The 25716-nt window shown below is 71.7% G+C and carries 19 protein-coding genes; 12 read left to right on the top strand and 7 right to left on the bottom strand.

Annotation, left to right across the window (positions count from 1 at the left end; genetic code table 11):
* Nucleotides 1-165: 165 nt before the first annotated feature.
* From IE237_RS34640 to eccE, 3 genes are all read right to left on the bottom strand, one after another.
* The gene (locus IE237_RS34640) at nucleotides 166-3696 is read right to left on the bottom strand and encodes an SCO5717 family growth-regulating ATPase (protein WP_189806156.1); all 3531 of its coding nucleotides are present in this window, start codon (nucleotides 3694-3696) and stop codon (nucleotides 166-168) included.
* A 228-nt stretch (nucleotides 3697-3924) separates the two neighbouring features.
* On the bottom strand, nucleotides 3925-4698 hold the full coding sequence (locus tag IE237_RS34635) for a hypothetical protein (RefSeq protein WP_189806155.1): 774 nt from the start codon (nucleotides 4696-4698) through the stop codon (nucleotides 3925-3927).
* The gene (eccE, locus tag IE237_RS34630) at nucleotides 4698-6002 is read right to left on the bottom strand and encodes a type VII secretion protein EccE (protein ID WP_189806154.1); all 1305 of its coding nucleotides are present in this window, start codon (nucleotides 6000-6002) and stop codon (nucleotides 4698-4700) included. The genes IE237_RS34635 and eccE overlap by 1 nt, the downstream gene beginning before the upstream one ends.
* A 190-nt stretch (nucleotides 6003-6192) precedes the next feature.
* On the opposite strand from eccE, the gene eccB reads away from it, so the two are divergent.
* The 4 genes from eccB (at nucleotide 6193) to IE237_RS34610 (ending at nucleotide 9903) form a co-directional block, all read left to right on the top strand.
* Nucleotides 6193-7752 carry a type VII secretion protein EccB gene (gene eccB, locus IE237_RS34625; protein WP_189806153.1) on the top strand — a complete coding sequence of 520 codons (1560 nt, stop codon included), beginning with the start codon at nucleotides 6193-6195 and terminating at the stop codon, nucleotides 7750-7752.
* A gap of 12 nt (nucleotides 7753-7764) precedes the next feature.
* Entirely contained in the window at nucleotides 7765-9030 is a 1266-nt protein-coding gene (gene mycP, locus IE237_RS34620; protein ID WP_189806152.1) for a type VII secretion-associated serine protease mycosin, read from the top strand.
* A gap of 190 nt (nucleotides 9031-9220) precedes the next feature.
* The gene (locus IE237_RS34615; protein ID WP_189806151.1) at nucleotides 9221-9559 is read left to right on the top strand and encodes a WXG100 family type VII secretion target; all 339 of its coding nucleotides are present in this window, start codon (nucleotides 9221-9223) and stop codon (nucleotides 9557-9559) included.
* 53 nt (nucleotides 9560-9612) lie between these two features.
* Entirely contained in the window at nucleotides 9613-9903 is a 291-nt protein-coding gene (locus IE237_RS34610) for a WXG100 family type VII secretion target (RefSeq protein WP_189806150.1), read from the top strand.
* A 64-nt stretch (nucleotides 9904-9967) separates the two neighbouring features.
* Here the strand turns inward: IE237_RS34610 and IE237_RS34605 are convergent, their stop codons facing one another.
* Nucleotides 9968-10252 (bottom strand): DUF397 domain-containing protein, encoded by a 285-nt coding sequence (locus IE237_RS34605; protein ID WP_189806149.1) that lies wholly within the window; start codon nucleotides 10250-10252, stop codon nucleotides 9968-9970.
* A gap of 87 nt (nucleotides 10253-10339) precedes the next feature.
* Nucleotides 10340-14293, bottom strand: coding sequence for a type VII secretion protein EccCa (gene eccCa, locus IE237_RS34600; protein ID WP_189806148.1), 3954 nt, complete (start codon nucleotides 14291-14293; stop codon nucleotides 10340-10342).
* Nucleotides 14294-14498: 205 nt separating this feature from the next.
* Between eccCa and eccD the strand changes: the two genes are divergently transcribed.
* The 6 genes from eccD (at nucleotide 14499) to IE237_RS34570 (ending at nucleotide 21587) form a co-directional block, all read left to right on the top strand.
* Nucleotides 14499-15968, top strand: coding sequence for a type VII secretion integral membrane protein EccD (eccD, locus tag IE237_RS34595; protein ID WP_189806147.1), 1470 nt, complete (start codon nucleotides 14499-14501; stop codon nucleotides 15966-15968).
* Between the two features lie 201 nt (nucleotides 15969-16169).
* Nucleotides 16170-16460 (top strand): 30S ribosomal protein S15, encoded by a 291-nt coding sequence (gene rpsO / locus IE237_RS34590; protein WP_189806146.1) that lies wholly within the window; start codon nucleotides 16170-16172, stop codon nucleotides 16458-16460.
* Nucleotides 16461-16758: 298 nt separating this feature from the next.
* Nucleotides 16759-18975 (top strand): polyribonucleotide nucleotidyltransferase, encoded by a 2217-nt coding sequence (locus IE237_RS34585; protein WP_189806145.1) that lies wholly within the window; start codon nucleotides 16759-16761, stop codon nucleotides 18973-18975.
* Nucleotides 18972-20351: a M16 family metallopeptidase gene (locus IE237_RS34580; protein ID WP_189806144.1), complete on the top strand. Its 1380-nt coding sequence runs from the start codon at nucleotides 18972-18974 to the stop codon at nucleotides 20349-20351. The genes IE237_RS34585 and IE237_RS34580 overlap by 4 nt, the downstream gene beginning before the upstream one ends.
* A gap of 25 nt (nucleotides 20352-20376) precedes the next feature.
* Nucleotides 20377-21129: a 4-hydroxy-tetrahydrodipicolinate reductase gene (gene dapB / locus IE237_RS34575; protein ID WP_189806143.1), complete on the top strand. Its 753-nt coding sequence runs from the start codon at nucleotides 20377-20379 to the stop codon at nucleotides 21127-21129.
* A gap of 5 nt (nucleotides 21130-21134) precedes the next feature.
* Nucleotides 21135-21587: a hypothetical protein gene (locus tag IE237_RS34570; RefSeq protein ID WP_189806142.1), complete on the top strand. Its 453-nt coding sequence runs from the start codon at nucleotides 21135-21137 to the stop codon at nucleotides 21585-21587.
* Here the strand turns inward: IE237_RS34570 and IE237_RS34565 are convergent.
* Both IE237_RS34565 and IE237_RS34560 read right to left on the bottom strand, forming a co-directional pair.
* Complete coding sequence (locus IE237_RS34565) at nucleotides 21577-22137, bottom strand: SCO5741 family PH domain-containing membrane protein (protein WP_189806141.1); 561 nt, start codon at nucleotides 22135-22137, stop codon at nucleotides 21577-21579. The genes IE237_RS34570 and IE237_RS34565 overlap by 11 nt on opposite strands.
* A gap of 54 nt (nucleotides 22138-22191) precedes the next feature.
* Nucleotides 22192-22431, bottom strand: coding sequence for a hypothetical protein (locus tag IE237_RS34560; protein ID WP_189806140.1), 240 nt, complete (start codon nucleotides 22429-22431; stop codon nucleotides 22192-22194).
* 346 nt (nucleotides 22432-22777) lie between these two features.
* On the opposite strand from IE237_RS34560, the gene dapA reads away from it, so the two are divergent.
* On the top strand, nucleotides 22778-23677 hold the full coding sequence (dapA, locus tag IE237_RS34555; protein WP_189806139.1) for a 4-hydroxy-tetrahydrodipicolinate synthase: 900 nt from the start codon (nucleotides 22778-22780) through the stop codon (nucleotides 23675-23677).
* Between the two features lie 100 nt (nucleotides 23678-23777).
* A complete protein-coding gene (locus IE237_RS34550) occupies nucleotides 23778-25463 on the top strand; it encodes a ribonuclease J (protein WP_189806138.1) in 1686 nt (561 codons plus the stop codon).
* Nucleotides 25464-25716 lie beyond the last annotated feature (253 nt).

Below are 25716 nucleotides of genomic sequence, written 5' to 3'. Positions count from 1 at the left end.
GTTACTGTCGTGGATCTTGGGCTGACGATGGGTGAAGCGAAGGTGTATCAGCGGTGGTCTGCCGTCGTCAACGATCCCTCAAACCCCTTGTGGGCTGCGGGAACGCCAAGAGGCTCCGTATCGGTGAACCGATACGGAGCCTCATTGGTCTAGCCCTGTGACGCCCTACTGCTGAGGGGCTGGCGGCGCCTGCGGAGGGCCCTGCGGGTCCGCCTGCGGGGGCATCGGCTGCCCCGGCTGCCCGGGCTGCGACTCGCTTCCGTCCTGAGGCTGCTGCCAGGACGGCGGCATGCCCGGCTGACCGGGCTGCCCCGGCTGCGGCGGGTACGGCTGCCCGGCCGGGGGGCCGTACGGCTGACCCGGGGCGGGCTGGCCGGGCGCGAACTGACCCGGCATCGGACCGGGCGCCTGCCCCGGCATCTGACCCGGCATCGGCTGACCCGGCTGCGGGTACCCCTGCGGCGGGTAGGGCTGCTGGGCCGCCTGCTGCGGGTACGGCTGACCGGGCTGCGGCGCCTGGGGCGCGTAGGGCTGACCGGGGGCCGGCTGGCCGGGCGCGAACTGACCGGGGAGCGGCTGGCCCGGCATCGGCTGACCGGGCATCCCCTGCCCGGGCACCTGACCCGGGACGGGCTGGCCGGGCGCGAACTGGCCGGGCAGCGGCTGACCCGGCATCGGCTGTCCGGGCATCCCCTGGCCCGGCATCGGCGGGGCCATGTGCGGCGGCATCGCGCCCTGGCTGTCACCGGTCCACAGCCCCTGCGCCTGCTGTGCCCGCACGAAGTCCTCGGCCACCATCGCCGAGAGGTGGAAGTACGCCTCCCGGGTCTTCGGCCGCATCATGTCGAGGTCCACCTCGGCGCCGGCCGACAGGTGCTCGTCGAAGGGCACGACCACGACACCGCGGCAGCGGGTCTGGAAGTGCTGGACGATGTCCTCGACCTTGATCATCTTGCCGGTCTCGCGGACCCCGGAGATGACCGTGATCGAGCGCTGCACCAGATCCGCGTAGCCGTGCGCGGAGAGCCAGTCCAGCGTCGTCGAGGCGCTGGAGGCACCGTCCACGGAGGGCGTGGAGATGATGATCAGCTGGTCGGCGAGGTCGAGGACCCCGCGCATCGCGCTGTACAGCAGGCCCGTGCCCGAGTCGGTGAGGATGATCGGGTACTGCTTGCCCAGGACGTCGATCGCGCGCCGGTAGTCCTCGTCGTTGAACGTCGTCGAGACGGCCGGGTCCACGTCGTTGGCGAGGATCTCCAGGCCGGACGGCGCCTGCGAGGTGAACCGGCGGATGTCCATGTACGAGTTCAGGTAGGGGATCGCCTGCACCAGGTCGCGGATGGTCGCCCCGGTCTCGCGCCGCACCCGGCGGCCGAGCGTGCCGGCGTCCGGGTTGGCGTCGATCGCGAGGATCTTGTCCTGCCGCTCGGTGGCGAGGGTCGCGCCGAGGGCGGTGGTCGTCGTGGTCTTTCCGACGCCGCCCTTGAGCGAGATGACCGCGATCCGGTAGCAGGAGAGGACCGGCGTCCGGATCAGGTCCAGCTTCCGCTGCCGCTCCGCCTCCTCCTTCTTGCCGCCGAGCTTGAAGCGGTTGGCGGCCCCGGGGTTCCGGCTGGACTTCGGCTTCTGCTTGTTGTTGCGCAGCAGCCGGTCCGAGGACAGCTCGACGGCCGCGTTGTACCCGAGCGGGGCGCCCGGCACGGACCGTTCCCGCTGGTCGTGCGTCACCGGCGAGGGCCAGGCGGCACCGGTCCGCGGATCCACCGGCGGCTGACCGTCGTACGGCGGCTGCGGAGCCTGCGCCGCCTGCGGGGGTACGGCTCCGGGGTGCGGGTAGCCGTAGCCGCCGGGGGCCTGAGCCTGCGGTGGCACGGCACCGGGCGTCCCGGGCTGCTGCGGGTAGCCGTAGCCGGCCTGCTGCGGCGGAGTCCCGGGGTGCGGGAAGCCGTAACCGCCCTGCGGCGCCGGGGGCTGGGGGGTCTGCGAGGCCTGGGGCTCCTGCGGGGCCACCGGGGCCTGCGGGTAGCCGTAGGCGCCGGGCGCCTGGGGCTGGGCCTGCGGCGGCACGGGGCCGGGCGCGCCGGGCACGGGTGTTCCCGGGGCCGGCCAGGCGGCGGTGGGCGGCATCGGCGCGGCCTGCGGCACCGGCTGGGCGCCCGGGGCCGGCTGCGCGGGCCACTGCTGCGCGGGTTCGGGGGCGGCCGGCTGGAAGGACGGGGGCAGCGGAGGCAGCCCCGCTCCGGCCTGCGGACCCGCGGCCGGGTACGGCGCGGGGTACGGCCCGGGGGCCGCCGCGTGGGGGTCCGGGTACGGGGTGCCGAAGGGGCCCGGAGCGCCGGCGGCGTGCTGCCCCGCGGTGTCGTACGGGCCGGGAGCCGTGCCGGGACCGAAGCCCTGCGGCGCGTCGGCGGCCGGCTGAGCGGCCGGGAGGGCGCCGGGTGCGGCGGAGTCGGCGGCGACGCCGGCCCCGGCCTCCGGCTCGGTGCCGGTCGCGGAGTCCGGCTCGGCCTCCGCGGCGGGTGCGGCGGGCTCGTCCTCCGGGCTCGCGGTGGGACCGGCGGTCTCGGACCCGGCCGCGTCACCGGCGGCCTCGGCCGTCCCGGCGCCGGTCGGGCCGTCGGCGCCGCCCGAGTTGTCGGTGCCGTCGGAGCCGTCCCAGGGGTTCGACGGGTCCGACGGCTCGTCGGCCGCGGCGTCGTCGGTGTCCGCCGTGCTCCCCGCGAGAGCGCCGTCCGCGCTGTCGGCGGTGATTCCGGCCGGTCCCGCGCCGGAGGCGGCGAACTCGCCGGAGACGGCGGGGGAGTCCTGTGCGGTGTCCGCCGGACCGACGGGCTCGGCGGTCCCCTCGGTCGCGGCCGGCTCCGCCGCTTCGTCGGCGGCGGGCGTCGCGGAGTCGGCGGAGCCCTCCGCGTTCCCCGCGTTCTCCGCCGAGCGCTCGGCGATCTCGCGCTGGAGCTGGGCGGGGGAGAAGCGCATGGTGGCGCCGCTCTCGACGTCCCCGCCGCCGAACGAGGCCGCGGGTGCGGCCGTCTCCGGCGCGGGCGCAGGGACGGAGGGCGCGGCAACGGGCGGAAGCGAGGCGTCGGCCACGGGCATGCCCGGCACCGGCGCACCGAACGGCGCCCCCGCCACCGGCTGACCCGCCGCCGGCTGACCCGGCACCGGCTGCCCCGCCTGCCCAGGCACCGGCGCACCGGGCGCGAAGGGCGCCGCGGGAACTCCGGCGGCAGGGGTGCCGGGACCGGGAGTGACCGGACCGGGAGTGACGGGACCGGGAGTGACCGGACCGGGAGTGACGGGACCGGGCGCGGCGGCCGCGGGCACGTCCGGCGCGCCGTACGGAGGAACTCCCGCCGGGGGCATCACGGCGGCGGGCTGCACCGGGGCGGGCGCGACCGGCGGAACGGGCGTGGGCGCAGGAGCGGCGGGCACCACGGGCGGGGCCGGCGGGGCGACGTTCCAGCTGGGCTCGAAGCCGCCGCCCGCCGGGAGCCCGGGCACGGCGACCGGCGCCCCGCTCGGCGGCGGCGGAGTGGCTCCGCCCGCCCCCGTACCGCCCGACGCGTTCTGCGTGTACCAGGCGGGCGGGGTGTAGTCGATGGTGAACTCACCCGTCATCTCGGCGGGATCCGCGTCGGACTGATCGTCGGCGGGCGGATTCCAACCCCCGTGGATCTCGTCGCGATCGCCGTTCACTTTGCCTCCTGGTGTGGTCGAGCACCCTTGTGCCGTTGTGGGCGGGGCCCTTCCACCCTAAACGCCGCGGGCCGCCCCCGGGCAGGGCCGACGGCCCCTCCGCGCCCGCCTCCGCGACCGGGTCCGGGCCCCAAGTGACCCGGCCGCGCCGCAGAGTGAGAAGCTCCACCGTCCAAAACGATCCAAAAACGGACGTACTTGAACGACTTCATGCCGTGCGGTCGCCGCTCAGTCCATCCGGCGCGCGCCGCCCAACAATCCGGTCTCGGCGTCCGTCGCCTGCGTCATCACGAACTGCCGGTCGTTCGGCGTGCACCAGAGGGTCACCCCGTCGGCGAGCGTGGACAGCGCCTCGTACTCGTGCTGCGGGAGGCTCATGATGCGGCCGATCTGGGCCGCCTCGTCGGGCGACACCCGCTGGACCCCGACGAGCGAGGACTTCTCCAGAAGCCGGGGCGCGACCGGGCTCAGATAGGGCAGCAGCGTCACCACCGACTGCCAGGGCGCCGACACGACACGGCCGCGCGGCGGCCGCATGCCGCAGTCGCGCACCACGACCACCGGACTGCCGGCCGAGGCGCCCTGCGGCGGCACCCGGCCCACGTCGTGCAGCGTGATGCACGGCTGGCCGCCGCCCGCGGCCTGCGCGAGGGCCGTCCACGCCTGCGCGCGGCCGGTCTCGACCGCCACCCGGGCGCCGGTCGCCGCCGCCCGCAGGGCCAGCACCTGCGCGGTCCACAGACCGCCGATGAGGGTGACGTCGTACGGGACGGGCCGGTTGATGCCGAGCACGGCCGGGCGGTTCTCGGCGTCCACGCCGATCACCATGCCGTCGTCGCCGACCGGCAGGGCCAGCGCCTCCAGCTGCTCCAGGGGGACGGAGTGCCGGTCACGGCGCGGCCCGACGAGCCCGAATCCGAACCGGGGCCGGGCGACCCGCCCCGTACGCCGGGCGGAAGGCGCGCCCGAGGCCGGTGACGTACCGAAGGAAGCGGTGGACATCAGCGCGCACCCCCCAGCGGAAGCGTCGCCAGGATGCCGGGCACCTGTTCCCGGTCCAGTCGCACCAGACCCGTCCTCACTCCGCGCGCCGCACGCTCCAGCTCGTGCCGCGCGGCCACCAGTTCCTCGTCACTGCGCCCGGTGATCCGCACGTGTCCGGTCACCGTCACCTCCTGCCGGTCCCCGCCGCTCAGCGTCAGGCTGAACGTCGTCGCGAGCGCGGGCAGCGAGGTCAGCAGAGCCACCAGCTGCGGCATCGACGCGCCCGCGCCGCCGCTCCGGCCGCCCAACTGGGGCCAGCGCCCCACCCAGTACGTGGTGTGCCGCCGGTCGTCGACCCGCCAGGTCCGCGCGGTCTCCTGGGTCCGGCGCCCCTGCGCCTGCCCCCGGCCCGCCTGCGCTATCGCCATCGGACTGGCGCAGCTCGACGTGGCCAGCGCCGAGGTCAGCTCCTGCTCCGTCAGCACGCTCGCCCGGAACCCGGCGCCCGCGAGCCGGCTCGCCAGCTGGTCCGCCGCCCGCACCACGCACTTCTGCGCGCCGGTCATGCCGCCGCCGCGCGCGGCGACCGCCTCCGGGCAGAGTTCGGGGTCGAGCTTGAGGGCGATCCAGGTGATCCGCACCGCGGGCGAACCCGTCTGCGCCTGGAGCGGCCCGTAGTTGCGGGCGGCCATCGACTGGGCGGGCAGGTGCGGCGCGGGCGCCGGCTGCGTGTGCTGCACGATCTGCGCCGACTCCAGCCGGATGCCGTCCACGCTCAGCACGTCCCGGACGAGACCGACGGGCAGCGGATTCGCCGCGCGGTCCGGGCGCAGCGCCGTGCCGTCGGACTCGACCCGCAGGACGGCCGTCAGGAAGGTGCCGTCGCCGACCATCCCGACCGGACGACGGTCACGGTCGCTGTACGCGTACGTGCGCAGCGCCGGGTCGCACTCCACGAGCGGCGCGAGCCCCGGCTCCGTGCCCTCCGGCACCGTGAACGAGGAGGCCCGGCGCGAGCGGGCCCGCAGCGCGAGGAAGGTGCCGAGCCACTCGGGCAGCGAACGCCGGTGCCGGCGCACCACGGCGAGCAGCACCAGCACGACGGCGACCACGCCGGCGGGCACGAGCAGCATCGGCTCGACGACCCAGGCCAGCAGCAGAAGGGCCGCGGCCACTTCGACCAGTACGAGCTGTTGCAATCGGAACGAACCGAAGTGTCCGGGACGTGCCTGGAGCCTCGGTGAGACCGCGGGGACGGGTCCCGTGGACGGGGGTGTGGAGGCAGCGGCCGCGGCGGGCCGCCTCCGCCTCGCGGAAGCCATGATGGAGAATCCCCCTCAATTCATCCCGATGACCCTGGCCCGCCAGGGCTTTGGCGGCCGGATCACCCTACCCGCCCCACGAACCCCACGGGACAGCAGGCATAGTAGGGGGCCGGTCCGAAGGCCGGAGCCCGGGTGTCACCACCCCGGGGCTCCGCGCGAAGATCGAGCCTGACGAGAATGGGGACTCATGGCATCGCGGCGGGACGAGCTCAACGCGTACACCTTTGCGAAGAAGCGCACGGTGGCGGCATTCCTCCAACCCTCGCCCTCCGGTACGGAGGAGGGGGCGCCGAAGCCGCTGCGCGCCGTCATCCCCGGCCTGATCGTCGCCGCGCTCGTCGTCGCCGGATTCGGCGCCTGGGGCATGTTCAAGCCCAGCGCCCCCAAGGGCTGGGACACTCCCGGCACCCGGGTCATCGTCGGCAAGCAGTCGACGACCCGGTACGTCGTCCTCGAGACCGGCAAGGGCAAGGACAAGAAGACCCTGCTCCACCCCGTCCTCAACCTCGCCTCGGCCCGGCTGCTCCTCAACCCCGACCAGTTCCAGGTCATCCAGGTCGACGACAAGAAGCTCGACGAGGGGAAGCCGCCGCGCGGCCCCATCCTCGGCATCCCGTACGCCCCCGACCGGCTGCCCGTCGCGGACGACGCGGGCACGGCCAAGCGCTGGGCAGTCTGCGAGCAGCCCGGCGGCGGCAAGGGCGCCAGCGTCCAGAAGGCGACCTTCCTCTTCGCCAAGCGCGACGCCGCACGGACCGAGGGCGCCGGCCGGCTGAAGGACGGCCAGATCCTGTACGTCAAGGGCCAGAAGGGGAACGCCCAGTTCCTCATCGACCACACCGGCACCAAGTACCCGGTGCAGGCCGATCGGCCCGGGCTCCTCACCGCCCTCGTGGGTCTCGGCACGCAGCCGCAGGCCGTCACCGACGACTGGCTCGCCACCCTGAAGACCGGCGACCCGATCGACTTCCCGCACATCGACGGCAAGGTCGGCGACTCCGCCGGCATCCCCGGCAACACCCTCACCGGTACCGAGAACCGGATCGGCATGGTCCTCCGCGCCCAGACCGGCGCGGGACCCCAGGACTACGTCGTGCTCGCGGGCAAGGTCCAGCCCGTCACGCCCTTCACGGCCTGGCTGCTCATCAACTCCCCGCAGACCGGCGTCCTCGACATGGACGGCGAGCGCGTGAACGTCGACGCCTCCTCCTTCGTCCCGGATCCCACCGTCTTCAACGGTGGCGTCCACTGGCCGACGCAGCAGTCCAAGCAGTCCAAGCCGATCAACGCCTCCACCGGCACCGGTGCCCGGGACACGGTGTGCAACGTCCTCACCGCCGTCGGCGAGAAGGGCGACACCACGCTCACCACCTGGGCCGGCACCGACTACCCGGCCGACATCACGGCGGGCGGCTCCAGCACGTACGTCACCCCCGGCACCGGCCTCCTCTACACGCAGATCCAGGGCAGGCAGAAGACGCCCGAGAGCTCCGGCTCCCTCTTCCTCGTCACCGACACCGGCCTGCGGTACGCCGTCCAGGCCAACGGGGACAGCGACTCCGCCCGCTCCGAGATCGGCGCCGGCGAGCAGAAGCAGACCGACGGGCGGCCGGAACCCAGCGACGCCCAGAAGCGTCTCGGCTACGAGAAGGTCGTCCCGGTCCTCGTCCCGATCGAATGGTCGGAGTTCCTGTCGAAGGGCCCGCGGCTCGACACCAACAGCGCGCGTCAGCCGCAGGGTTCCTAGGGGGTGGCACCGGTGACGACGACGACCCACCGCACGGCCGCCCTGCTCGCCGCGGGCACCCTCACGGCCCTCCTCGCCGCCCCCGCGGCGGCCGCCGCGCCCGGCCGGGCGGGCCACGACGGCCCGGCCCTCGACGGCAGCGGCGAGTGCACCTTCCCCATGAAGAAGCAGATCGAGGGCATCCCCTGGCCGCTCCAGCGGGTCCTCCTCGACGAGCTGTGGCAGGACACCAAGGGCAAGGGCGTCCAGGTCGCCGTCATCGACACCGGGGTCGACGACGTCAACCCGCAGCTCCGCGACGCCGTCGACGCCAAGTCGGGCAAGGACTACCTCAAGCCCGACAAGAACAACCCGTCCTTCGGCGACGAGAAGCGCGGCAAGACCGACGGCACCGTCGACGAGGTCGGCCACGGCACCAAGGTCGCCGGCATCATCGCCGCCCGCCCCCGCCCGGGCACCGGCTTCGTCGGCCTCGCCCCCGAGGCCACGATCATCCCGATCCGGCAGAACGACGAGAAGAACAGCGGCAAGTCCGACACCATGGCCCTGGCGATCGACTGGGCCGTCGCCAAGGGCGCGGACGTCATCAACATCTCGCAGGACACCACCCAGCCGCTGGGCCCCGACTCGCCCATGGCCAAGGCCGTGGCCCGCGCGATCGCGAAGAACATCGTCGTCGTCGCCTCCGCGGGCAACGACGGCATGGACGGCACGTTCAAGAAGACCTACCCCGCGGCCTTCCCCGGGGTCCTCGCCGTCGCGTCCTCCGACCGCAACAACGAACGCGCCGTCTTCTCCCAGCCGGGGACCTTCGTGGGCGTCGCGGCGCCCGGCGTCGACATCGTCTCCACCGTCCCCGGCGGCGGCCAGTGCGTCGACAACGGCACCAGCTTCTCCGCCCCGTACGTCGCCGGCGTCGCCGCCCTGATCCGCGCCAAGTACCCGAAGTGGACCGCGGCCCAGGTCGTCACCCGGATCGAGCAGACCGCCGTCCGCTCCATCAACGGCCGTGACGGCTACGTGGGTTGGGGCGTGGTCGACCCGGTGCGGGCGCTGGCCGACCTCCCCGGCACGCCGGCCTCCTCGCCCGTGCCCGACCCGGCCCCGCCCAAGCCGCCGGCTCCCGAGCCGGCCCGTCTGGCGCTGTCGGAGACGCCCCAGGAGCGCTCCGAACGGCTCGCCACCTACACGTTGGGGATCGGAGGTGTCCTGGTGGCCGTGGTCGCCGGGACCGCCACCGTGATCCGCGACAGCCGCCGCAGAAGGGAGGCCCGGTGACGCGTGTCTCGGTCAAGTATCGGGACCTTCCTTTGCAGTTGGAACTGCCGCCGTCAATGGCTACAGTGACCGCTGGGGGCACGGCAGTGCGAACCCAGCACGGGGGCGGCATCAGAAGATTCCCGTCCGCATCAAGACCGGAAGGCCCGACGGCCGGTCCGTCGCAGCCACCGAAGGAAGAAGGGGCAAGATGTCGAAAGACCTGAACGTAACCAGTGCCGAACAAGTCAAGCTCGCCGGCCGGATCCAGGACTTCTCCGACGAGCTCCAGGCCCGCATCACCTCCCTCAACAGTGTGGTGGACCGCGTTCAGGCGGGCTGGCAGGGCGCTGCGAGCAAGGAGTACGACCGGGTCCAGAACGACCTGAACCAGCGTCTGCGCAGCATGCGTGCCGAGCTCACGAAGCTCGAGGAGATCATGCGCATGAGCGCCGACGGGTTCTCGCAGGAGGAGGAGGACCGTCTGCGGTCCTTCCGTCAGATGGACAGCAGCTCCGGTGGTGGCCAGAGCGCCATCCTCGGCGTCTGAGCCGTCCGACCCGACCAGTCCTCCGCGCCACTCTCACTTCAGGAGTCATCACCATGACCACTGCGGTCAATTACGACACCGTGACGCAGGCGGCGGCCGACACCCGCCTCACCTCCAGCACGCTCACGCAGAAGCTCGACGACCTCATGGCCGAGGTCAACCGTGTCGCCTCCAACTGGGAAGGCGAGGCGAAGGTCGCCTACCGCGAGAGCCAGGACCGCCTGACCCGCGACATGGCCGGCATGAACCAGGACCTGGCGCGCATCGCCCAGCTCCTCGACGAGTCGGTCGCCGGCTACCAGGACACCGACAAGGGCAACGCGGCTCGTTTCCGCATGATGTGAGTCCTTGCCAGCACGCTTGAGGGGGTGGCCCGTTCCTACGGGCCACCCCCTCACGCGTCGTGCCTCACCGCAGGTCGAACTCGCCGTCCCTGGCGCCCAGGACGAACGCGTCCCACTCGGCCTTCGTGTAGCGCAGCACCGTCGCCTTGTCGAGCGACGAGCGCATCGCCACCGCGCCCCCGGGCAGCCGCGCGATCTCCACGCGCTCCTCGTCCGGGCTCGTCCCCGGAGCGCCCTCCCACGCGACGCCCGAGATGTCGAGCGCGTACAACTCCTCCTTCTGGCGCTCCTTCTCGGCGGCCAGGGCGGCGTCCGCGCTCTCGGTGGTGGTCTCGGCGGCGTCGGTCATCGGCGCTTTCCCTTCGCGGTGGTACGACGGAGCGGTCCCTCCCACAGTAGTGGGAGGGACCGCTCCGCTCAGGGCTGTTGCGGCAGCTCAGTGCTGCTCGGGCAGCCAGCCCAGCTGCACCAGCGGCGTCCCGCGCTTCCGCGACACGAACGTGCCCCGGCCCGGAGGCATCGGCCGCGCCCGGACGCTGCCGAGGATGTCGCCCTCCTGCGGATCGCCGGAGAGGATCACGCCCTGCGCGCCCAGCTCCCGCATCCGCTGCATGAACGGCTCGTACATCGCCCGGGAGGCACCGCCCTGGCTGCGCGCCACGATGAACCGGATGCCGACGTCCCGCGCGAACGGCAGGTTCTCCACCAGGACCGCCAGCGGGTTGCCCGAGTTCGTGGCCACCAGCTCGAAGTCGTCGATCAGCACGAACAGTTGCGGACCCGTCCACCAGCTGCGGTCGCGCAGCTGCTGCGGCGTGATGTCGGGCTTCGGCGCCCGCTTCGTCATCACCGTGTTGATGGCGTCCATGTGCATCTGCATGGCCGAGGCCATCGGCGCGTACTCCAGGAGGTGCGAGGGCGCCACGGCCTCCAGCATCGTCCGCCGGTAGTCGCCCACGACGATCCGCGCCTGCTCCGGCGAGTACCGCTCGCACAGCTGCTTGGCGATCAGCCGCAGCAGCGCCGTCTTGCCGGACTCGCTCTCACCGAAGATCAGGAAGAACGGATCCGACTCGAAGTCGACGAACACCGGCTCCAGGTTCGTCTCGTCGATGCCGATCGCGATGCCGTGCTGCGGGTACTCGAAGCCCTTCGGCAGCTGCTCCGCCGGCAGCCTGCGCGGCAGCAGCCGCACCGCCGGGGCCGGGGCGGCGGTCCAGCTCGCCTTCACGGCCTGCACGAACGCCGACGTGCCCTCCGCCAGGTCGGCGGCCGAGCTCGACCCGTCGATCCGCGGCAGCGCCCCCATGAAGTGCAGCTTCTCCGGCACCTGGCCGCGACCCGGCACGCCGGTCGGCACGTTCGCCGCGACCTTGCGGTCGAACTCGGAGTCCATGACGTCACCGAGCCGCAGTTCGAGGCGGCCCAGCATCTGGTCCTTGAGCGCCGCCCGCACCTCCATGTAGCGGGCGGCGGTGATCACCACGTGGATGCCGTAGCCCAGACCGCGCGCCGCGATGTCGGCGACGATCGGCTCCAGCATGTCGTAGTCGTTGCGGAAGCCGCCCCAGCCGTCCACGATCAGGAAGACGTCGCCCCAGGCCTCGCCCGGCAGTTCGCCCGCCGCCCGCTTGCGCCGGTAGGTCGCGATCGAGTCGATGGAGTGCGAGCGGAAGAACTCCTCCCGCCGGTTCAGGACGCCCATGACCTCCGCGACCGTCCGGCGCACCCGCTCCGGGTCGAGCCGGGACGCGACCCCGCCGACGTGCGGCAGGTCGGCCAGCGAGACCATGCCGCCGCCACCGAAGTCCAGGCAGTAGAACTGCACCTCGGCCGGGGTGTGCGTGAGCGCGAACGAGGAGACGAGCGTCCGCATCATCGTCGACTTGCCGGACTGCGGACCGCCGACCACCATCATGTGACCGGCCGCGCCCGAGAAGTCCCGGTACAGCACCTCGCGCCGCTGCTCGAACGGCTTGTCGATGAGCCCGAGCGGCACCGTGAGCCCGCCCTGACGCGTGTACTCCGTCGCCGTGAGCCCCCGGTCCGCCGTCTGCGCGAGCCCCGGAAGCAGCTGGTCCAGCGAGGGCGCCTGGTCGAGCGGCGGCAGCCACACCTGGTGCGCCGGCACCCCCTGTCCCTCCAGACGCCGCACGATCACGTCGAGGACCGTGTCCGCGAGCGCGTCGTCCTCCTCGGCGCGCTGCGCCGTCAGATAGGCCGGGTCCGGCGCCGCGTACACCACCGGCACCGGCGCCGCCGTGAACAGCGCGGGCCGCCGCTCCACCGGCAGCTGACCGATCTCCAGACGCGGCCCGCCCGTCCGGTACGTCCCCGAGACGTACGCGGCCTTGAAGCGGGTCATCTCGTCCGTACCGAACTTCAGATAGCCCGAACCCGGCACCGACGGCAGGTGGTACGCGTCCGGCACACCGATGGCCGTGCGCGACTCCGCCGCCGAGAAGGTCCGCAGACCGATCCGGTACGAGAGGTACGTGTCCAGGCCGCGCAGCTTGCCCTCCTCCAGGCGCTGCGAGGCCAGCAGCAGATGCACACCGAGCGAACGGCCGATGCGGCCGATCTGGATGAACATGTCGATGAAGTCCGGCTTGGCGGTGAGGAGCTCGGAGAACTCGTCGATCACCAGGACCAGCGAGGCCAGCGGTTCGAGGGGAGCGCCCGCCGCCCGCGCCTTCTCGTAGTCGTGGATGTTCGCGTAGTTGCCCGCCGAGCGCAGCAGCTCCTGCCGCCGCTGGAGCTCGCCGCGGATCGCGTCGCCCATGCGGTCGACGAGCGTCAGGTCGTCGGAGAGGTTGGTGATGACCGCCGCCACGTGCGGCATCTGCGACATGCCCGCGAAGGTCGCGCCGCCCTTGAAGTCCGCGAGGACGAAGTTCAGCGTCTCCGAGGAGTGCGTCACCGCCAGACCGAGCACCAGCGTGCGCAGCAGCTCCGACTTTCCGGAACCCGTCGCACCGACGCACAGACCGTGCGGGCCCATGCCCTCCTGCGCCGCCTCCTTCAGGTCCAGCATGACCGGCAGGCCGTCCTCGCCGACGCCGATCGGCACCCGGAGCCGTTCGGCCACCGACCGGGGGCGCCAGGTCCGCGTCACGTCCACCGAGGCCGCGTCGCCCAGGTTCAGCAGATCCGTGAAGTCCAGGTTGGCCAGCAGCGGCTCGTCGTCGTCCCCGCCGCCCATCCGCAGCGGCGCCAGCTGCCGGGCCAGCGCCTCGGCCGCCGGCAGCGAGATGCCGTCCGGCAGCCCCTCGTACGCGAAGCCGCCGCCCGACTCCAGGCGCAGCCGGCCCGGCCGTACGACCACCGAGAGGCCACCGCGCGGCTCGTCGAGCTCACCGGAGACGACCTCCACGATCGTCACGCCCTGGAGACCCTCGGCCGCCGCGAGCAGCGAGTCCGGCGGCACCATCCCGCCGTCCAGGACCACCACCACGTGCGGCTGGTCGAGCACCGGCTGGCTCTCCCGCGAGAACCGCGTCCGCCCGTCCAGCTTCGAGCGGACCAGCTGCTCCAGTTCACCGAGGTCGTCGCCGAACAGACGCTTCGTGCCCGCCCCGTCGACCTGCCCCGGCACCTGCGTGTGCGGCAGCCACTTCGTCCAGTCCCAGCGCTCCTGCGCCGGCCGCGCCGCCACGACGGCGAGCATCAGGTCGTCGGGGGAGTGCAGCGTCACCAGCTGCGCCACCAGCGCACGCGCCGCCGCCTGCGCCGACTCCGGCTCGCCCGACACCGTCACGTGGTAGAACGCCCGCATCGAGACCGCCATCGGCAGCCCGTCCAGCGTGCCGTGCACCGCCAGGAACTGCTGCATCGCACCCGCGCACAGCGGCTCCAGCTCGTCCACCGGAGCCGTGTCCGGCGCCACCAGCGGCGTCGCCAACTGCTGTGCCCCGAGGCCGATCCGCGCCTGCCCGAAGTCGTGGTCGCCGACCCGGCGTTCCCACACCCGGGAACCCTCGGCCACCACCGACCACAGCTGCTCGGGGGAGGGGTGCAGATACAGCTGCGCGTCCCGCTGCTTGCGCGCGGTGCGCCGGACCGTACGCCGGGTCTGCGCGAGGTATTTGAGGTAGTCGCGGCGGACATCGGCCATTTGCCCCTGCGTACCGCGACGGAATCTCACGAACTGGGCCACGGCCATAGCGACCGTCGACGCCAGCATCAGCGTGCCCATGATCCGCATGATCGGCGACGGCGTCATGAAGAAGAAGACGACCGACGAGCCCATGCCGAGCATCGGCAGGAGCTGCATCAACGCCGACTCCTGCTGTCCCCGCGGAAGTTCCGGCGGAGACTCCAGGACCAGTTCCTCACCGGGCACTTCCGGAGGAAGGGACCTCGGCGGGCGTTTGACGACGATCTGGCTCACCGGCGCATCAATCCCTCGTTGGAGGCGGGCTCGTGGCGGGAGCATCCGCACGCGACCCCTGTCGGCAGCCGAGTGCGCGGACTTCCCCCATGGGACGGCGATCCTACTTGCAGCCCCCACCGGCCGTCCCCGGTAGGGTGGCGCGCGCATCGTGCGCAACCGCGAATCAGAACGGGCGCAACCGCGAATCAGGGGGTCCACACACGTGAGTACGACCGCAGCGACCGGCTTCTGCCGCGTCACCGTCGTGGCGCCGGACAGCCGCATCGACGTCGCGCTCCCCGAGGACATCGCCGTCGCCGACGTCTACCCGGAGATCCTGCGGCTCACCGGGCAGACCCAGGCGGCGGGCACCCCGACCGGCTACCACCTGGTCCGCCGCGACGGATCCGTCCTCGACGGCGCCCGCACCCTCGCCGCCCAGCAGGTCCTCGACGGCGAGGTGCTCTCCCTGCGCCCCTTCGCCCAGTCGCTCCCGCCGGCCGTCTACGACGACGTCTCCGACGCCGTCGCCTCCGCCGTCACCCGCGACCGGCACCTGTGGAGCGACGAGCTGCTGCGCGGCGCCGGCCTCGTCGGCGGCGTCCTGCTCCTCGTCCTCATGGGCTTCGTCCTGTGGTTCGCCGATCCGGTCCGCCACGACATGCACAGCCTCCCGGGGATCATCGCGGGCGCCGCCGGCCTCCTCCTCACCGCCTTCGCAGGCGTCCGCGCCCGCGTCTACGCGGACCGGGCCACGGCCGTCGCCCTCGGGCTCGGCGCGCTGCCCCTGCTCCTCATCGCCGGCTCCGGCATCATCGCCGCCGACGCCGGTCAGGGCCCCGGCCGCCTGCAGTTCCTGCTCGGCAGCGTGACCGTCCTCGTCGCCTCCGTGGCGCTCGTCGCGCTCACCCCCAGCGGCGACGCCCCCTTCGTCGCCGCCACCTTCCTCGCCGGCGTCGGCACCCTCGCCACCTTCCTGGAGATCCTCACCGAGACCTCCGCCACCGAGACGGCCGCCGTCTGCGCGCCGGTCGCCATCGGCCTCGTCGCCTTCCTGCCCGGCCTCTCCGCCCGCTTCGCCCGGCTGCCCATCGGCTACGCCGCCCCGCGCAGCGCCGCCGACGACGAGTTCTCCGGCGAGCAGCAGGGCGAGGAGGCGCAGCCCGTCGACGGCGAGCGCATCGCGCTCCAGGCCCGCCGCGGCCACGAGATGCTCCTCGGCCTGGTCGGCGGCTGCGCGGCGGTCGTCGTCGGCTCCGCCGCCGTCCTCGGCTTCGCCGGGAACGTCTGGGGCCAGTTCCTCGCCCTCGCCGCCGGCCTCGCGATGCTGCTGCGCGCCCGCCTCTTCCGGTACACCTCGCAGGTCGCCTGCGTCCTCGTCGCCGGCATCGCCGCCATCGCGCTGCTCGTCCTGGGCCTCTCCCTCAACCCGCCGGCCGACCTGGTCAAGGACCTCCTGATGTACGGGGACCGCGGCGGCCTCGACGTCCGGACGATCTGGCTCACCGCCGCCGTCGCCGCCGGCGCCGCGCTGATCACGGCGATCGGCCTGATCATCCCGAGGAAGGGCCTCTCGCCCTTCTGGGGCCGGCTCCTCGACCTGACCGAGGGCTTCGTCCTGCTCTCCCTCGTCCCGCTCTGCCTCGCGGTCCTCGACGTCTTCACCTCGGTGCGCGCATTGACCAGCAAGTAGGAAAGCGATACGGGGCCGCTCCGGCGAGCTGGTACGCTGTGTGACGGCCGTTTGTGTACGCGCTCCCGGAAAGCAACCGAGATCACTCGGACGCCTCTGGAAGCTGCGCCCATCGGACCTTCGCCCGTCGAGTCACGGAAGCTTCCCCTGAGACCTAGACCAGGGGCACTCGCGGGCGCACGAACCAACGAGGAGAACCGCGTGGCTCTCGACGCCGCTGTCAAGAAGCAGATCTTTGCCGAGTTCGGCACCAAGGAGGGCGACACCGGCTCTCCCGAGGTCCAGGTCGCGATGCTGTCCCGCCGCATCTCGGACCTGACCGAGCACCTCAAGCAGCACAAGCACGACCACCACTCCCGTCGTGGTCTGCTGATCCTGGTCGGCCAGCGCCGCCGCCTGCTGCAGTACCTGGCCAAGAAGGACATCCAGCGCTTCCGTACGCTGGTCGACCGCCTCGGCATCCGCCGCGGTGCGGCCGGTGGCGCCAAGTAAGTCCGTTCCACGGTGAACGCTGCGGAGGGAGCGGTTCCCACTTTCAGGGGGCCGCTCCCTTTGCTGTACGTGCACAAAGTGCGCATCGGCACTTAGTCTGGTCGCACAACCCCATACGACGAGCGCGAAGCCGCCGGCCAGCCGCCGGTCCTCGGTAGTGGCCCCCGGAAACGAATGCCCGGGTGCTTCGATCGAAGACCGGCCCGCACCCGAGGCGAGCTTCTCCGCCGCCGTCGCACACCGTCCCCGGCCACACGGGCCGAAGGACGCAAAGACGAACACGTAGGAGAAACCCATAGTGGAGAACGAGACCCACTACGCCGAGGCCGTCATCGACAACGGCGTCTTCGGTACCCGCACCATCCGCTTCGAGACCGGCCGTCTGGCCAAGCAGGCCGCCGGCTCCGCCGTCGCCTACCTGGACGACGACACGATGGTCCTCTCTGCGACCACCGCCTCGAAGCGCCCCAAGGACCAGCTCGACTTCTTCCCCCTGACGGTGGACGTCGAGGAGCGGATGTACGCGGCCGGCAAGATCCCCGGCTCCTTCTTCCGCCGTGAGGGCCGCCCCTCCGAGGACGCCGTCCTCACCTGTCGCCTGATCGACCGGCCGCTGCGCCCCTCCTTCAAGAAGGGCCTGCGCAACGAGATCCAGATCGTCGAGACGATCATGGCGCTCAACCCCGACCACCTGTACGACGTGGTCGCGATCAACGCCGCCTCCTGCTCCACGCAGCTGGCCGGCCTGCCCTTCTCCGGCCCGATCGGCGGCACCCGTGTCGCGCTGATCAAGGGCCAGTGGGTCGCGTTCCCGACGCACACCGAGCTCGAGGACGCCGTCTTCGACATGGTCGTCGCCGGTCGCGTCCTGGAGGACGGCGACGTCGCGATCATGATGGTCGAGGCCGAGGCCACCGAGAAGACCATCGAGCTCGTGAAGGGCGGCGCCGAGGCGCCGACCGAGGAGGTCGTGGCCGCCGGTCTCGAGGCCGCGAAGCCGTTCATCAAGGTCCTCTGCAAGGCCCAGTCGGACCTCGCCGCCAAGGCTGCCAAGCCCACCGGCGAGTTCCCGGTCTTCCTCGACTACCAGGACGACGTCCTGGAGGCGCTCTCCGCCGCCGTCAAGGGTGAGCTCGCCCAGGCGCTCACCATCGCCGGCAAGCAGGAGCGCGAGGCCGAGCTCGACCGCATCAAGGAGCTCGCCGCCGAGAAGCTCCTCCCGGCCTTCGAGGGCCGCGAGAAGGAGATCTCCGGTGCGTACCGCGCGCTGACCAAGAAGCTGGTCCGCGAGCGCATCATCAAGGACAAGGTCCGCATCGACGGCCGCGGCATCACGGACATCCGTACGCTCGCCGCCGAGGTCGAGGCCATCCCGCGCGTGCACGGCTCGGCGCTGTTCGAGCGTGGCGAGACCCAGATCCTGGGCGTCACCACCCTCAACATGCTCCGCATGGAGCAGCAGCTGGACACCCTCTCCCCGGTGACCCGCAAGCGCTACATGCACAACTACAACTTCCCGCCGTACTCCGTCGGCGAGACCGGCCGCGTGGGCTCGCCCAAGCGCCGCGAGATCGGCCACGGCGCCCTCGCCGAGCGCGCCCTCGTGCCGGTCCTCCCGACCCGCGAGGAGTTCCCCTACGCGATCCGCCAGGTGTCCGAGGCCCTCGGCTCCAACGGTTCGACGTCCATGGGCTCGGTCTGCGCCTCGACCATGTCGCTGCTGAACGCCGGTGTGCCGCTGAAGGCCCCCGTCGCCGGTATCGCCATGGGTCTGATCTCCGAGGACATCGACGGCCAGACGCACTACGTCGCCCTCACCGACATCCTCGGTGCGGAGGACGCCTTCGGCGACATGGACTTCAAGGTCGCCGGTACGAAGGAGTTCGTCACCGCCCTCCAGCTCGACACCAAGCTGGACGGCATCCCGGCCTCCGTCCTGGCCGCGGCCCTCAAGCAGGCCCGCGACGCCCGCCTCCACATCCTCGACGTGATGATGGAAGCGATCGACACGCCGGACGAGATGTCCCCGAACGCCCCGCGGATCATCACCGTCAAGATCCCCGTGGACAAGATCGGTGAGGTCATCGGCCCCAAGGGCAAGATGATCAACCAGATCCAGGAGGACACCGGCGCCGAGATCACGATCGAGGACGACGGCACCATCTACATCGGTGCCGCCGACGGCCCGGCCGCCGAGGCCGCCCGCGCCACGATCAACGGCATCGCCAACCCGACCATGCCGGAGGTCGGCGAGCGCTACCTGGGTACGGTCGTCAAGACCACCACCTTCGGTGCCTTCGTCTCCCTGCTCCCGGGCAAGGACGGCCTGCTGCACATCTCGCAGATCCGCAAGCTCGCCGGTGGCAAGCGCGTGGAGAACGTCGAGGACGTGCTGGCGATCGGCTCCAAGGTCCAGGTCGAGATCGCCGAGATCGACCAGCGCGGCAAGCTCTCCCTGATCCCCGTGATCGCGGACGAGGACGCCGAGGGTGACAAGGACGACGCTGCCAAGTGACGTCCCGTAGTTCCCGCGCGACGGCCCGCCCCTCCTCGGAGGGGCGGGCCGTCGCCCGTACCCAAACGCTTCTTCCCGGCAAGGACGGCATCGGCACGGTCCGCCGCACGACCCTCCCCGGGGGCCTGCGGATCGTCACCGAGACCCTCCCCTCCGTGCGCTCCGCCACCTTCGGCATCTGGGCGCACGTCGGCTCCCGCGACGAGACCCCGACGCTCAACGGAGCGACCCACTACCTGGAGCACCTCCTCTTCAAGGGCACCCACAAGCGGTCCGCCCTCGACATCTCCGCCGCGATCGACGCGGTCGGCGGCGAGATGAACGCCTTCACGGCGAAGGAGTACACCTGCTACTACGCCCGGGTCCTCGACACCGACCTGCCGCTGGCGATCGACGTCGTCTGCGACATGCTCACCGACTCGCTCATCCTCGAAGAGGACGTGGACGCCGAGCGCGGTGTCATCCTCGAAGAGATCGCGATGACCGAGGACGACCCCGGTGACGTCGTGCACGAGCTGTTCGCGCAGACGATGTTCGGCGACACCCCGCTGGGCCGCCCGGTCCTCGGCACCGTCGACACGATCAACGCGCTCAGCCGCGGCCAGATCGCCCGCTTCTACAAGAAGCACTACGACCCGACCCACCTGGTCGTCGCCGCCGCGGGCAATGTCGACCACGCCACGGTGGTACGCCAGGTCCGCCGCGCCTTCGAGAAGGCCGGCGCCCTCACCCGTACCGACGCCGTCCCCGTCGCTCCCCGCGACGGCCGGCGCACCCTGCGCACGGCGGGTCGCGTCGAGCTCCTGAACCGCAAGACCGAGCAGGCCCACGTGGTCCTCGGCATGCCGGGCCTGGCCCGCACGGACGAGCGCCGCTGGGCCCTCGGCGTGCTGAACACCGCCCTAGGCGGCGGCATGTCCTCCCGCCTCTTCCAGGAGGTCCGGGAGAAGCGCGGTCTGGCCTACAGCGTGTACTCGTACACCTCGGGCTTCGCCGACTGCGGCCTCTTCGGCGTGTACGCGGGCTGCCGGCCCAGCCAGGTCCACGACGTCCTGAAGATCTGCCGGGACGAGCTCGACAAGGTCGCCTCCGACGGACTCACGGACGAGGAGATCACCCGCGCCGTGGGCCAGCTCTCCGGCTCGACCGTGCTCGGCCTGGAGGACACCGGCGCGCTGATGAACCGCATCGGCAAGAGCGAGCTGTGCTGGGGCACCCAGATGTCGGTCGACGACATGCTCACCCGCATCGCGGCGGTCACCCCGGACGATGTCCGCGAGGTCGCCCGCGATGTACTGGAGCAGCGGCCCTCGCTGTCGGTGATCGGCCCGCTGAAGGACAAGCAGGCGGACCGCCTCCACCACGCGGTCTCCTGACCCACGAGTCCCCTAAGGAAGAGCAATGAGCAAGCTGCGCGTCGCGGTCCTCGGAGCCAAGGGCCGCATCGGCTCCGAGGCGGTCAGGGCCGTCGAGGCCGCCGAGGACATGGAACTGGTCGCGGCCCTCGGCCGCGGCGACGACCTGGAGACGCTCACCGAGGCGGGCGCCCAGGTCGTCGTCGAGCTGACCACCCCGGCCTCCGTGATGGAGAACCTCGACTTCTGCGTGCGCCACGGCATCCACGCCGTCGTCGGCACCACCGGCTGGACCGAGGACCGCCTCGCGCAGCTCGACGGCTGGCTCGCCGCCTCTCCGGAGACCGGCGTCCTCATCGCGCCGAACTTCTCCATCGGCGCGGTCCTCACCATGAAGTTCGCGCAGATCGCGGCCCCGTACTTCGAGTCGGTCGAGGTCGTCGAGCTGCACCACCCGCACAAGGTGGACGCCCCCTCGGGCACTGCCACCCGTACGGCGCAGCTGATCGCCGCGGCCCGCGCCGAGGCCGGCCTCGGCGCCCAGCCGGACAGCACCACCCATGGCCTGGAGGGCGCGCGCGGCGCGGACGTCGACGGCGTCCGCGTCCACTCCGTACGCCTGGCGGGCCTGCTCGCCCACCAGGAGGTGCTGCTCGGCGGCGAGGGCGAGACCCTCACCGTCCGGCACGACTCCCTGCACCACTCCAGCTTCATGCCGGGCATCCTCCTGGGCGCCCGCCGTGTCAGCACCGCTCCGGGCCTCACCTTCGGCCTGGAGCACTTCCTGGACCTGGGCTGACGGTCATGGGCGGAAAGATCACGTACGTCTTCCTGGCCACCGTCCTCGTCCTGGTCTTCGGCGTGGTGGCCATGGAGGGCGTCCTGCTCCTGCTGACCGGCGAGCCGGCGGCGATGGGCATGGGCGCGGTGGCGTTCCTGCTGCCGCTCGTCGGCGGCTGGTTCCTCTGGAAGAACACCAGCTTCGCGCGCCGGGCGAACCGCCTGGCCGCGGAGCTGGAGGCCGAGGGCGGCCTGCCCGTCGACGAGCTGCAGCGCACCCAGGGCGGCCGGATCGACCGGGACTCGGCCGACGAGGTCTTCGCCCGGCGCAAGGCCGAGACGGAGGACTCACCCGAGGACTGGCGCTGCTGGTTCCGGCTCGCGGTGGCCTACCACGACGCCCGGGACACCCCCAGGGCCCGCAAGGCGATGCAGCGGGCCATCGCGCTCCACGCGGGGCGTCCGGTCAGCGCGTAGCGGCCGGGGCCGTGCCGTACTCGGCGTTCCAGGCCTCGACCGTGTCGGCCGCCCGGTCGAAGGCCTCGACGCGGGAGAGGAAGTCGGCGTTGTGGTCGGTGAGCAGCATCAGCTGCTCACCACCCCGCCGGTCGAGCACCAGGGCCTGGCCCTGGACCGTGCGGGGGAGTCCCAGCCAGCGCACCGGCTGCTGGGCGGTCCGGACGGACGTCACCTTGGACCAGGGCACGGTGACGGTCGCGAAGAAGCCCACGCGCCGCACGCCGGCGCGGCTCACCCAGGTGCCCATGCGCAGCATCCGCAGGGCGGACGCGATCACGAGCACGGCGACGCCGAACGTGACGCCCGCGCCGCCGAAGGCACCGGCCACCGCGATGATCACGGCGGCGAGCAGCACGAACGAGGCGAGCAGCAGCGCGAGTGCCGCCGCCCCCACCCGCCACGACCCCGGCCGGTACGGACGGCGCCACTGATCGTGGTCGTCGAACGGCAGGGCGACATGGTCGGTCGTGTCAAAAGCACGGTCGGCCGTCAGGAAGGGCAGGGGCACGACAGGTCCTCACTCACAAGCACGCTCGAAGGGGCAGTGCCCGGTGAGGCTACCTCAGCGGTTGTCGGAGGCCTCGGACTGCTGCTGACGAGTGCCCGAGTCACCCGACTGGAGCGAGGGCATCCCGAAGATCAGGGACCCGGCGAGGCCGGCCACGACGGTCAGCCCGAGCAGGGCGCGGCCCACGATCTGCGAGGCGCTGAGGCGCTCCCGGGGCGGTGGAGTGACGTTACTGCGGAAGTGGTCGGCCTCCGCGACGAACGCGAACGGTACGGCCTCTCTCCGGCTGAACATCAGAGCCACTCTCCTTCTTCGTCGTCATGCGTCACAGGTACAGACGACAGAACCGGGGTTTTGGTGCCCTTTTTCATCAAAGCGGCCGAATCTCATCCTCCAGTAGGACGCCTCGGGTACGACCGCGCGTGTGTCGTCCGCGACAGGGGCGGCCAAGTGGCCCCACAGGGCACACATGTCCGAACACACCATGCGAAGTGTCCGTATTGCGACGTTTCACGAAGTTCATCTAGGCTGATCAAACGGACCCGGCGCTGCCTGAACCCCCGAGCAGGCAGCGCCGGGCTCCTTTTCTCCTGTCCCCCTCGGGGACACCCGGCGCTGAGCAGCGAGTAGCGTGTTACCCATGGCTCCGATCTCCACTCCGCAGACCCCCTTCGGGAGGGTCCTCACCGCCATGGTCACGCCCTTCACGGCGGACGGCGCACTCGACCTCGACGGTGCCCAGCGACTGGCCACCCACCTGGTGGACGCAGGCAACGACGGCCTCGTCATCAACGGCACCACCGGCGAGTCCCCCACCACCAGCGACGCGGAGAAATCGGAGCTCGTACGAGCGGTACTGGAGGCGGTCGGCGACCGCGCCCACGTCGTCGCCGGCATCGGCACCAACGACACCCACCACTCGATCGAACTCGCCCGGACGGCCGAGCGCGACGGCGCCCACGGCCTCCTCGCCGTGACGCCCTACTACAACAAGCCCCCGCAGGAGGGCCTGTACCGGCACTTCTCGGCCATCGCCGACGCCACCGGCCTCCCCGTGATGCTCTACGACATCCCCGGCCGCAGCGGCGTCCCGATCGACACCGAGACGATCGTCCGCCTCGCCGAGCACCCGCGCATCGTCGCCAACAAGGACGCCAAGGGCGACCTCGGCCGCGCCAGCTGGGCCATCGCCCGCTCCGGCCTCGCCTGGTACTCCGGCGACGACATGCTCAACCTGCCGCTGCTCTCCGTCGGCGCCTGCGGCTTCGTCTCCGTCGTCGGCCACCTCGTCACCCCGGAGCTCCGCGCCCTCCTCGACGCCCACCTCGGCGGAGAGGTCCAGAAGGCCACCGAGATCCACCAGAAGCTGCTCCCGGTCTACACCGGAATGTTCCGCACCCAGGGCGTCATGACCACCAAGGCCGCCCTGGCCCTCCAGGGCCTCCCGGCCGGCCCGCTGCGACTGCCGCTCGTCGAGCTCTCCGCGCAGGAGACCGAGCAGCTCAAGGTCGACCTGGCCGCCGGCGGGGTAGAACTCTGACAACAGACTTCACAACTGAACACTGACAACAGCAAGTGCACGATTGTCATGCGCGCCACGTGCCCGACCGGTACGTGGCGCGTATGGTGAGGAGAGTCTTTTGAGTCATCCGCATCCTGAACTCGGCGCCCCGCCGAAGCTGCCCAAGGGCGGCCTGCGCGTCATCCCGCTCGGCGGCCTCGGTGAGATCGGCCGGAACATGACGGTCTTCGAGTTCGACGGCCGTCTGCTGATCGTCGACTGCGGCGTCCTCTTTCCGGAGGAGGAGCAGCCCGGTGTCGACCTGATCCTGCCGGACTTCACCATCATCCGGGACCGCCTCGACGACATCGAGGGCATCGTGCTCACGCACGGCCACGAGGACCACATCGGTGCCGTCCCGTACCTGCTCCGGCTGAAGCCGGACATCCCGCTCATCGGCTCCAAGCTGACCCTCGCCCTGATCGAGGCGAAGCTCCAGGAGCACCGCATCCGCCCCTACACCCTCGAGGTGAAGGAGGGCGACCGCGAGAACCTGGGCCCCTTCGACTGCGAGTTCGTCGCGGTCAACCACTCCATCCCGGACGCCCTGGCCGTCGCCATCCGCACCCCCGCGGGCATGGCCGTCGCCACCGGCGACTTCAAGATGGACCAGCTCCCGATGGACGGTCGCCTCACCGACCTCCACGCGTTCGCGCGGCTGAGCGAGGAGGGCATCGACCTCCTCCTCTCCGACTCCACGAACGCCGAGGTCCCGGGCTTCGTCCCGCCGGAGCGGGACATCTCGAACGTCCTGCGGAACGTCTTCGCGAACGCCCCGAAGCGCATCATCGTGGCCAGCTTCGCCAGCCACGTGCACCGCATCCAGCAGATCATCGACGCCGCCCACGAGTACGGCCGCCGGGTCGCCTTCGTCGGTCGCTCGATGGTCCGCAACATGGGCATCGCCCGTGACCTGGGCTACCTCCGGGTCCCGGCCGGCCTCGTCGTGGACGTGAAGACCCTCGACGACCTGCCGGACGACGAGGTCGTGCTGGTCTGCACGGGCTCCCAGGGCGAGCCGATGGCGGCCCTGTCCCGCATGGCCAACCGCGACCACCAGATCCGGATCGTCCCCGGCGACACGGTGATCCTCGCGTCCTCCCTCATCCCGGGCAACGAGAACGCGGTCTACCGCGTGATCAACGGCCTGACCCGATGGGGCGCGAACGTGGTCCACAAGGGCAACGCCAAGGTCCACGTCTCGGGCCACGCCTCGGCCGGCGAGCTGCTGTACTTCTACAACATCTGCAAGCCGAAGAACCTCATGCCGGTCCACGGCGAATGGCGCCACCTGCGTGCCAACGCCGAGCTCGGCGCGATGACGGGTATCCCCAAGGACCACATCGTCATCGCCGAGGACGGCGTCGTCGTCGACCTGGTCGACGGCCGCGCCCGCATCACCGGCAAGGTCCAGGCGGGCTATGTGTACGTGGACGGCCTCTCGGTCGGCGACGTCACCGAGACCTCCCTCAAGGACCGCCGGATCCTCGGCGAGGAGGGCATCATCTCGGTCTTCGTGGTCGTGGACTCCTCGACCGGCAAGATCACGGCCGGCCCGCACATCCACGCCCGCGGCTCCGGGATCGACGACTCCGCGTTCGACGCGGTGATCCCGAAGATCGACCAGGCCCTCAACAAGTCGGCCCAGGACGGCGTCGTCGAACCCCACCAGCTCCAGCAGCTGATCCGCCGCTCCGTCGGCAAGTGGGTCTCCGACACCTACCGCCGGCGCCCGATGATCCTCCCGGTCGTCGTGGAGGTCTGACCAGCGCGTCACCGGAGCGGGGCCCCTCGATTTGCATCGGGGCGCCCCGCTCCAGTACGTTTACGGCTCCGCCAGATCGGGAAGTCCCCGGCGCCGCCGTGCGCCAGGAGGATGAACCGGGAGGCGGGAAATCCGACTCAGAACTTCTGATAAAGTCGGAACACGCCGGAAGGCCTCGAAGAAAACAAATTCGAGACCGGAAAGCACCGAGGAAATCGGATCGGAAAGATCTGATAGAGTCGGAAACGAAGGA

Source organism: Streptomyces tanashiensis (assembly GCF_014648895.1).
Classification (GTDB): domain Bacteria; phylum Actinomycetota; class Actinomycetes; order Streptomycetales; family Streptomycetaceae; genus Streptomyces; species Streptomyces tanashiensis.
The sequence above is the reverse complement of the archived record's forward strand: the minus strand, read 5'-3'. Positions and strand labels throughout refer to the sequence as shown.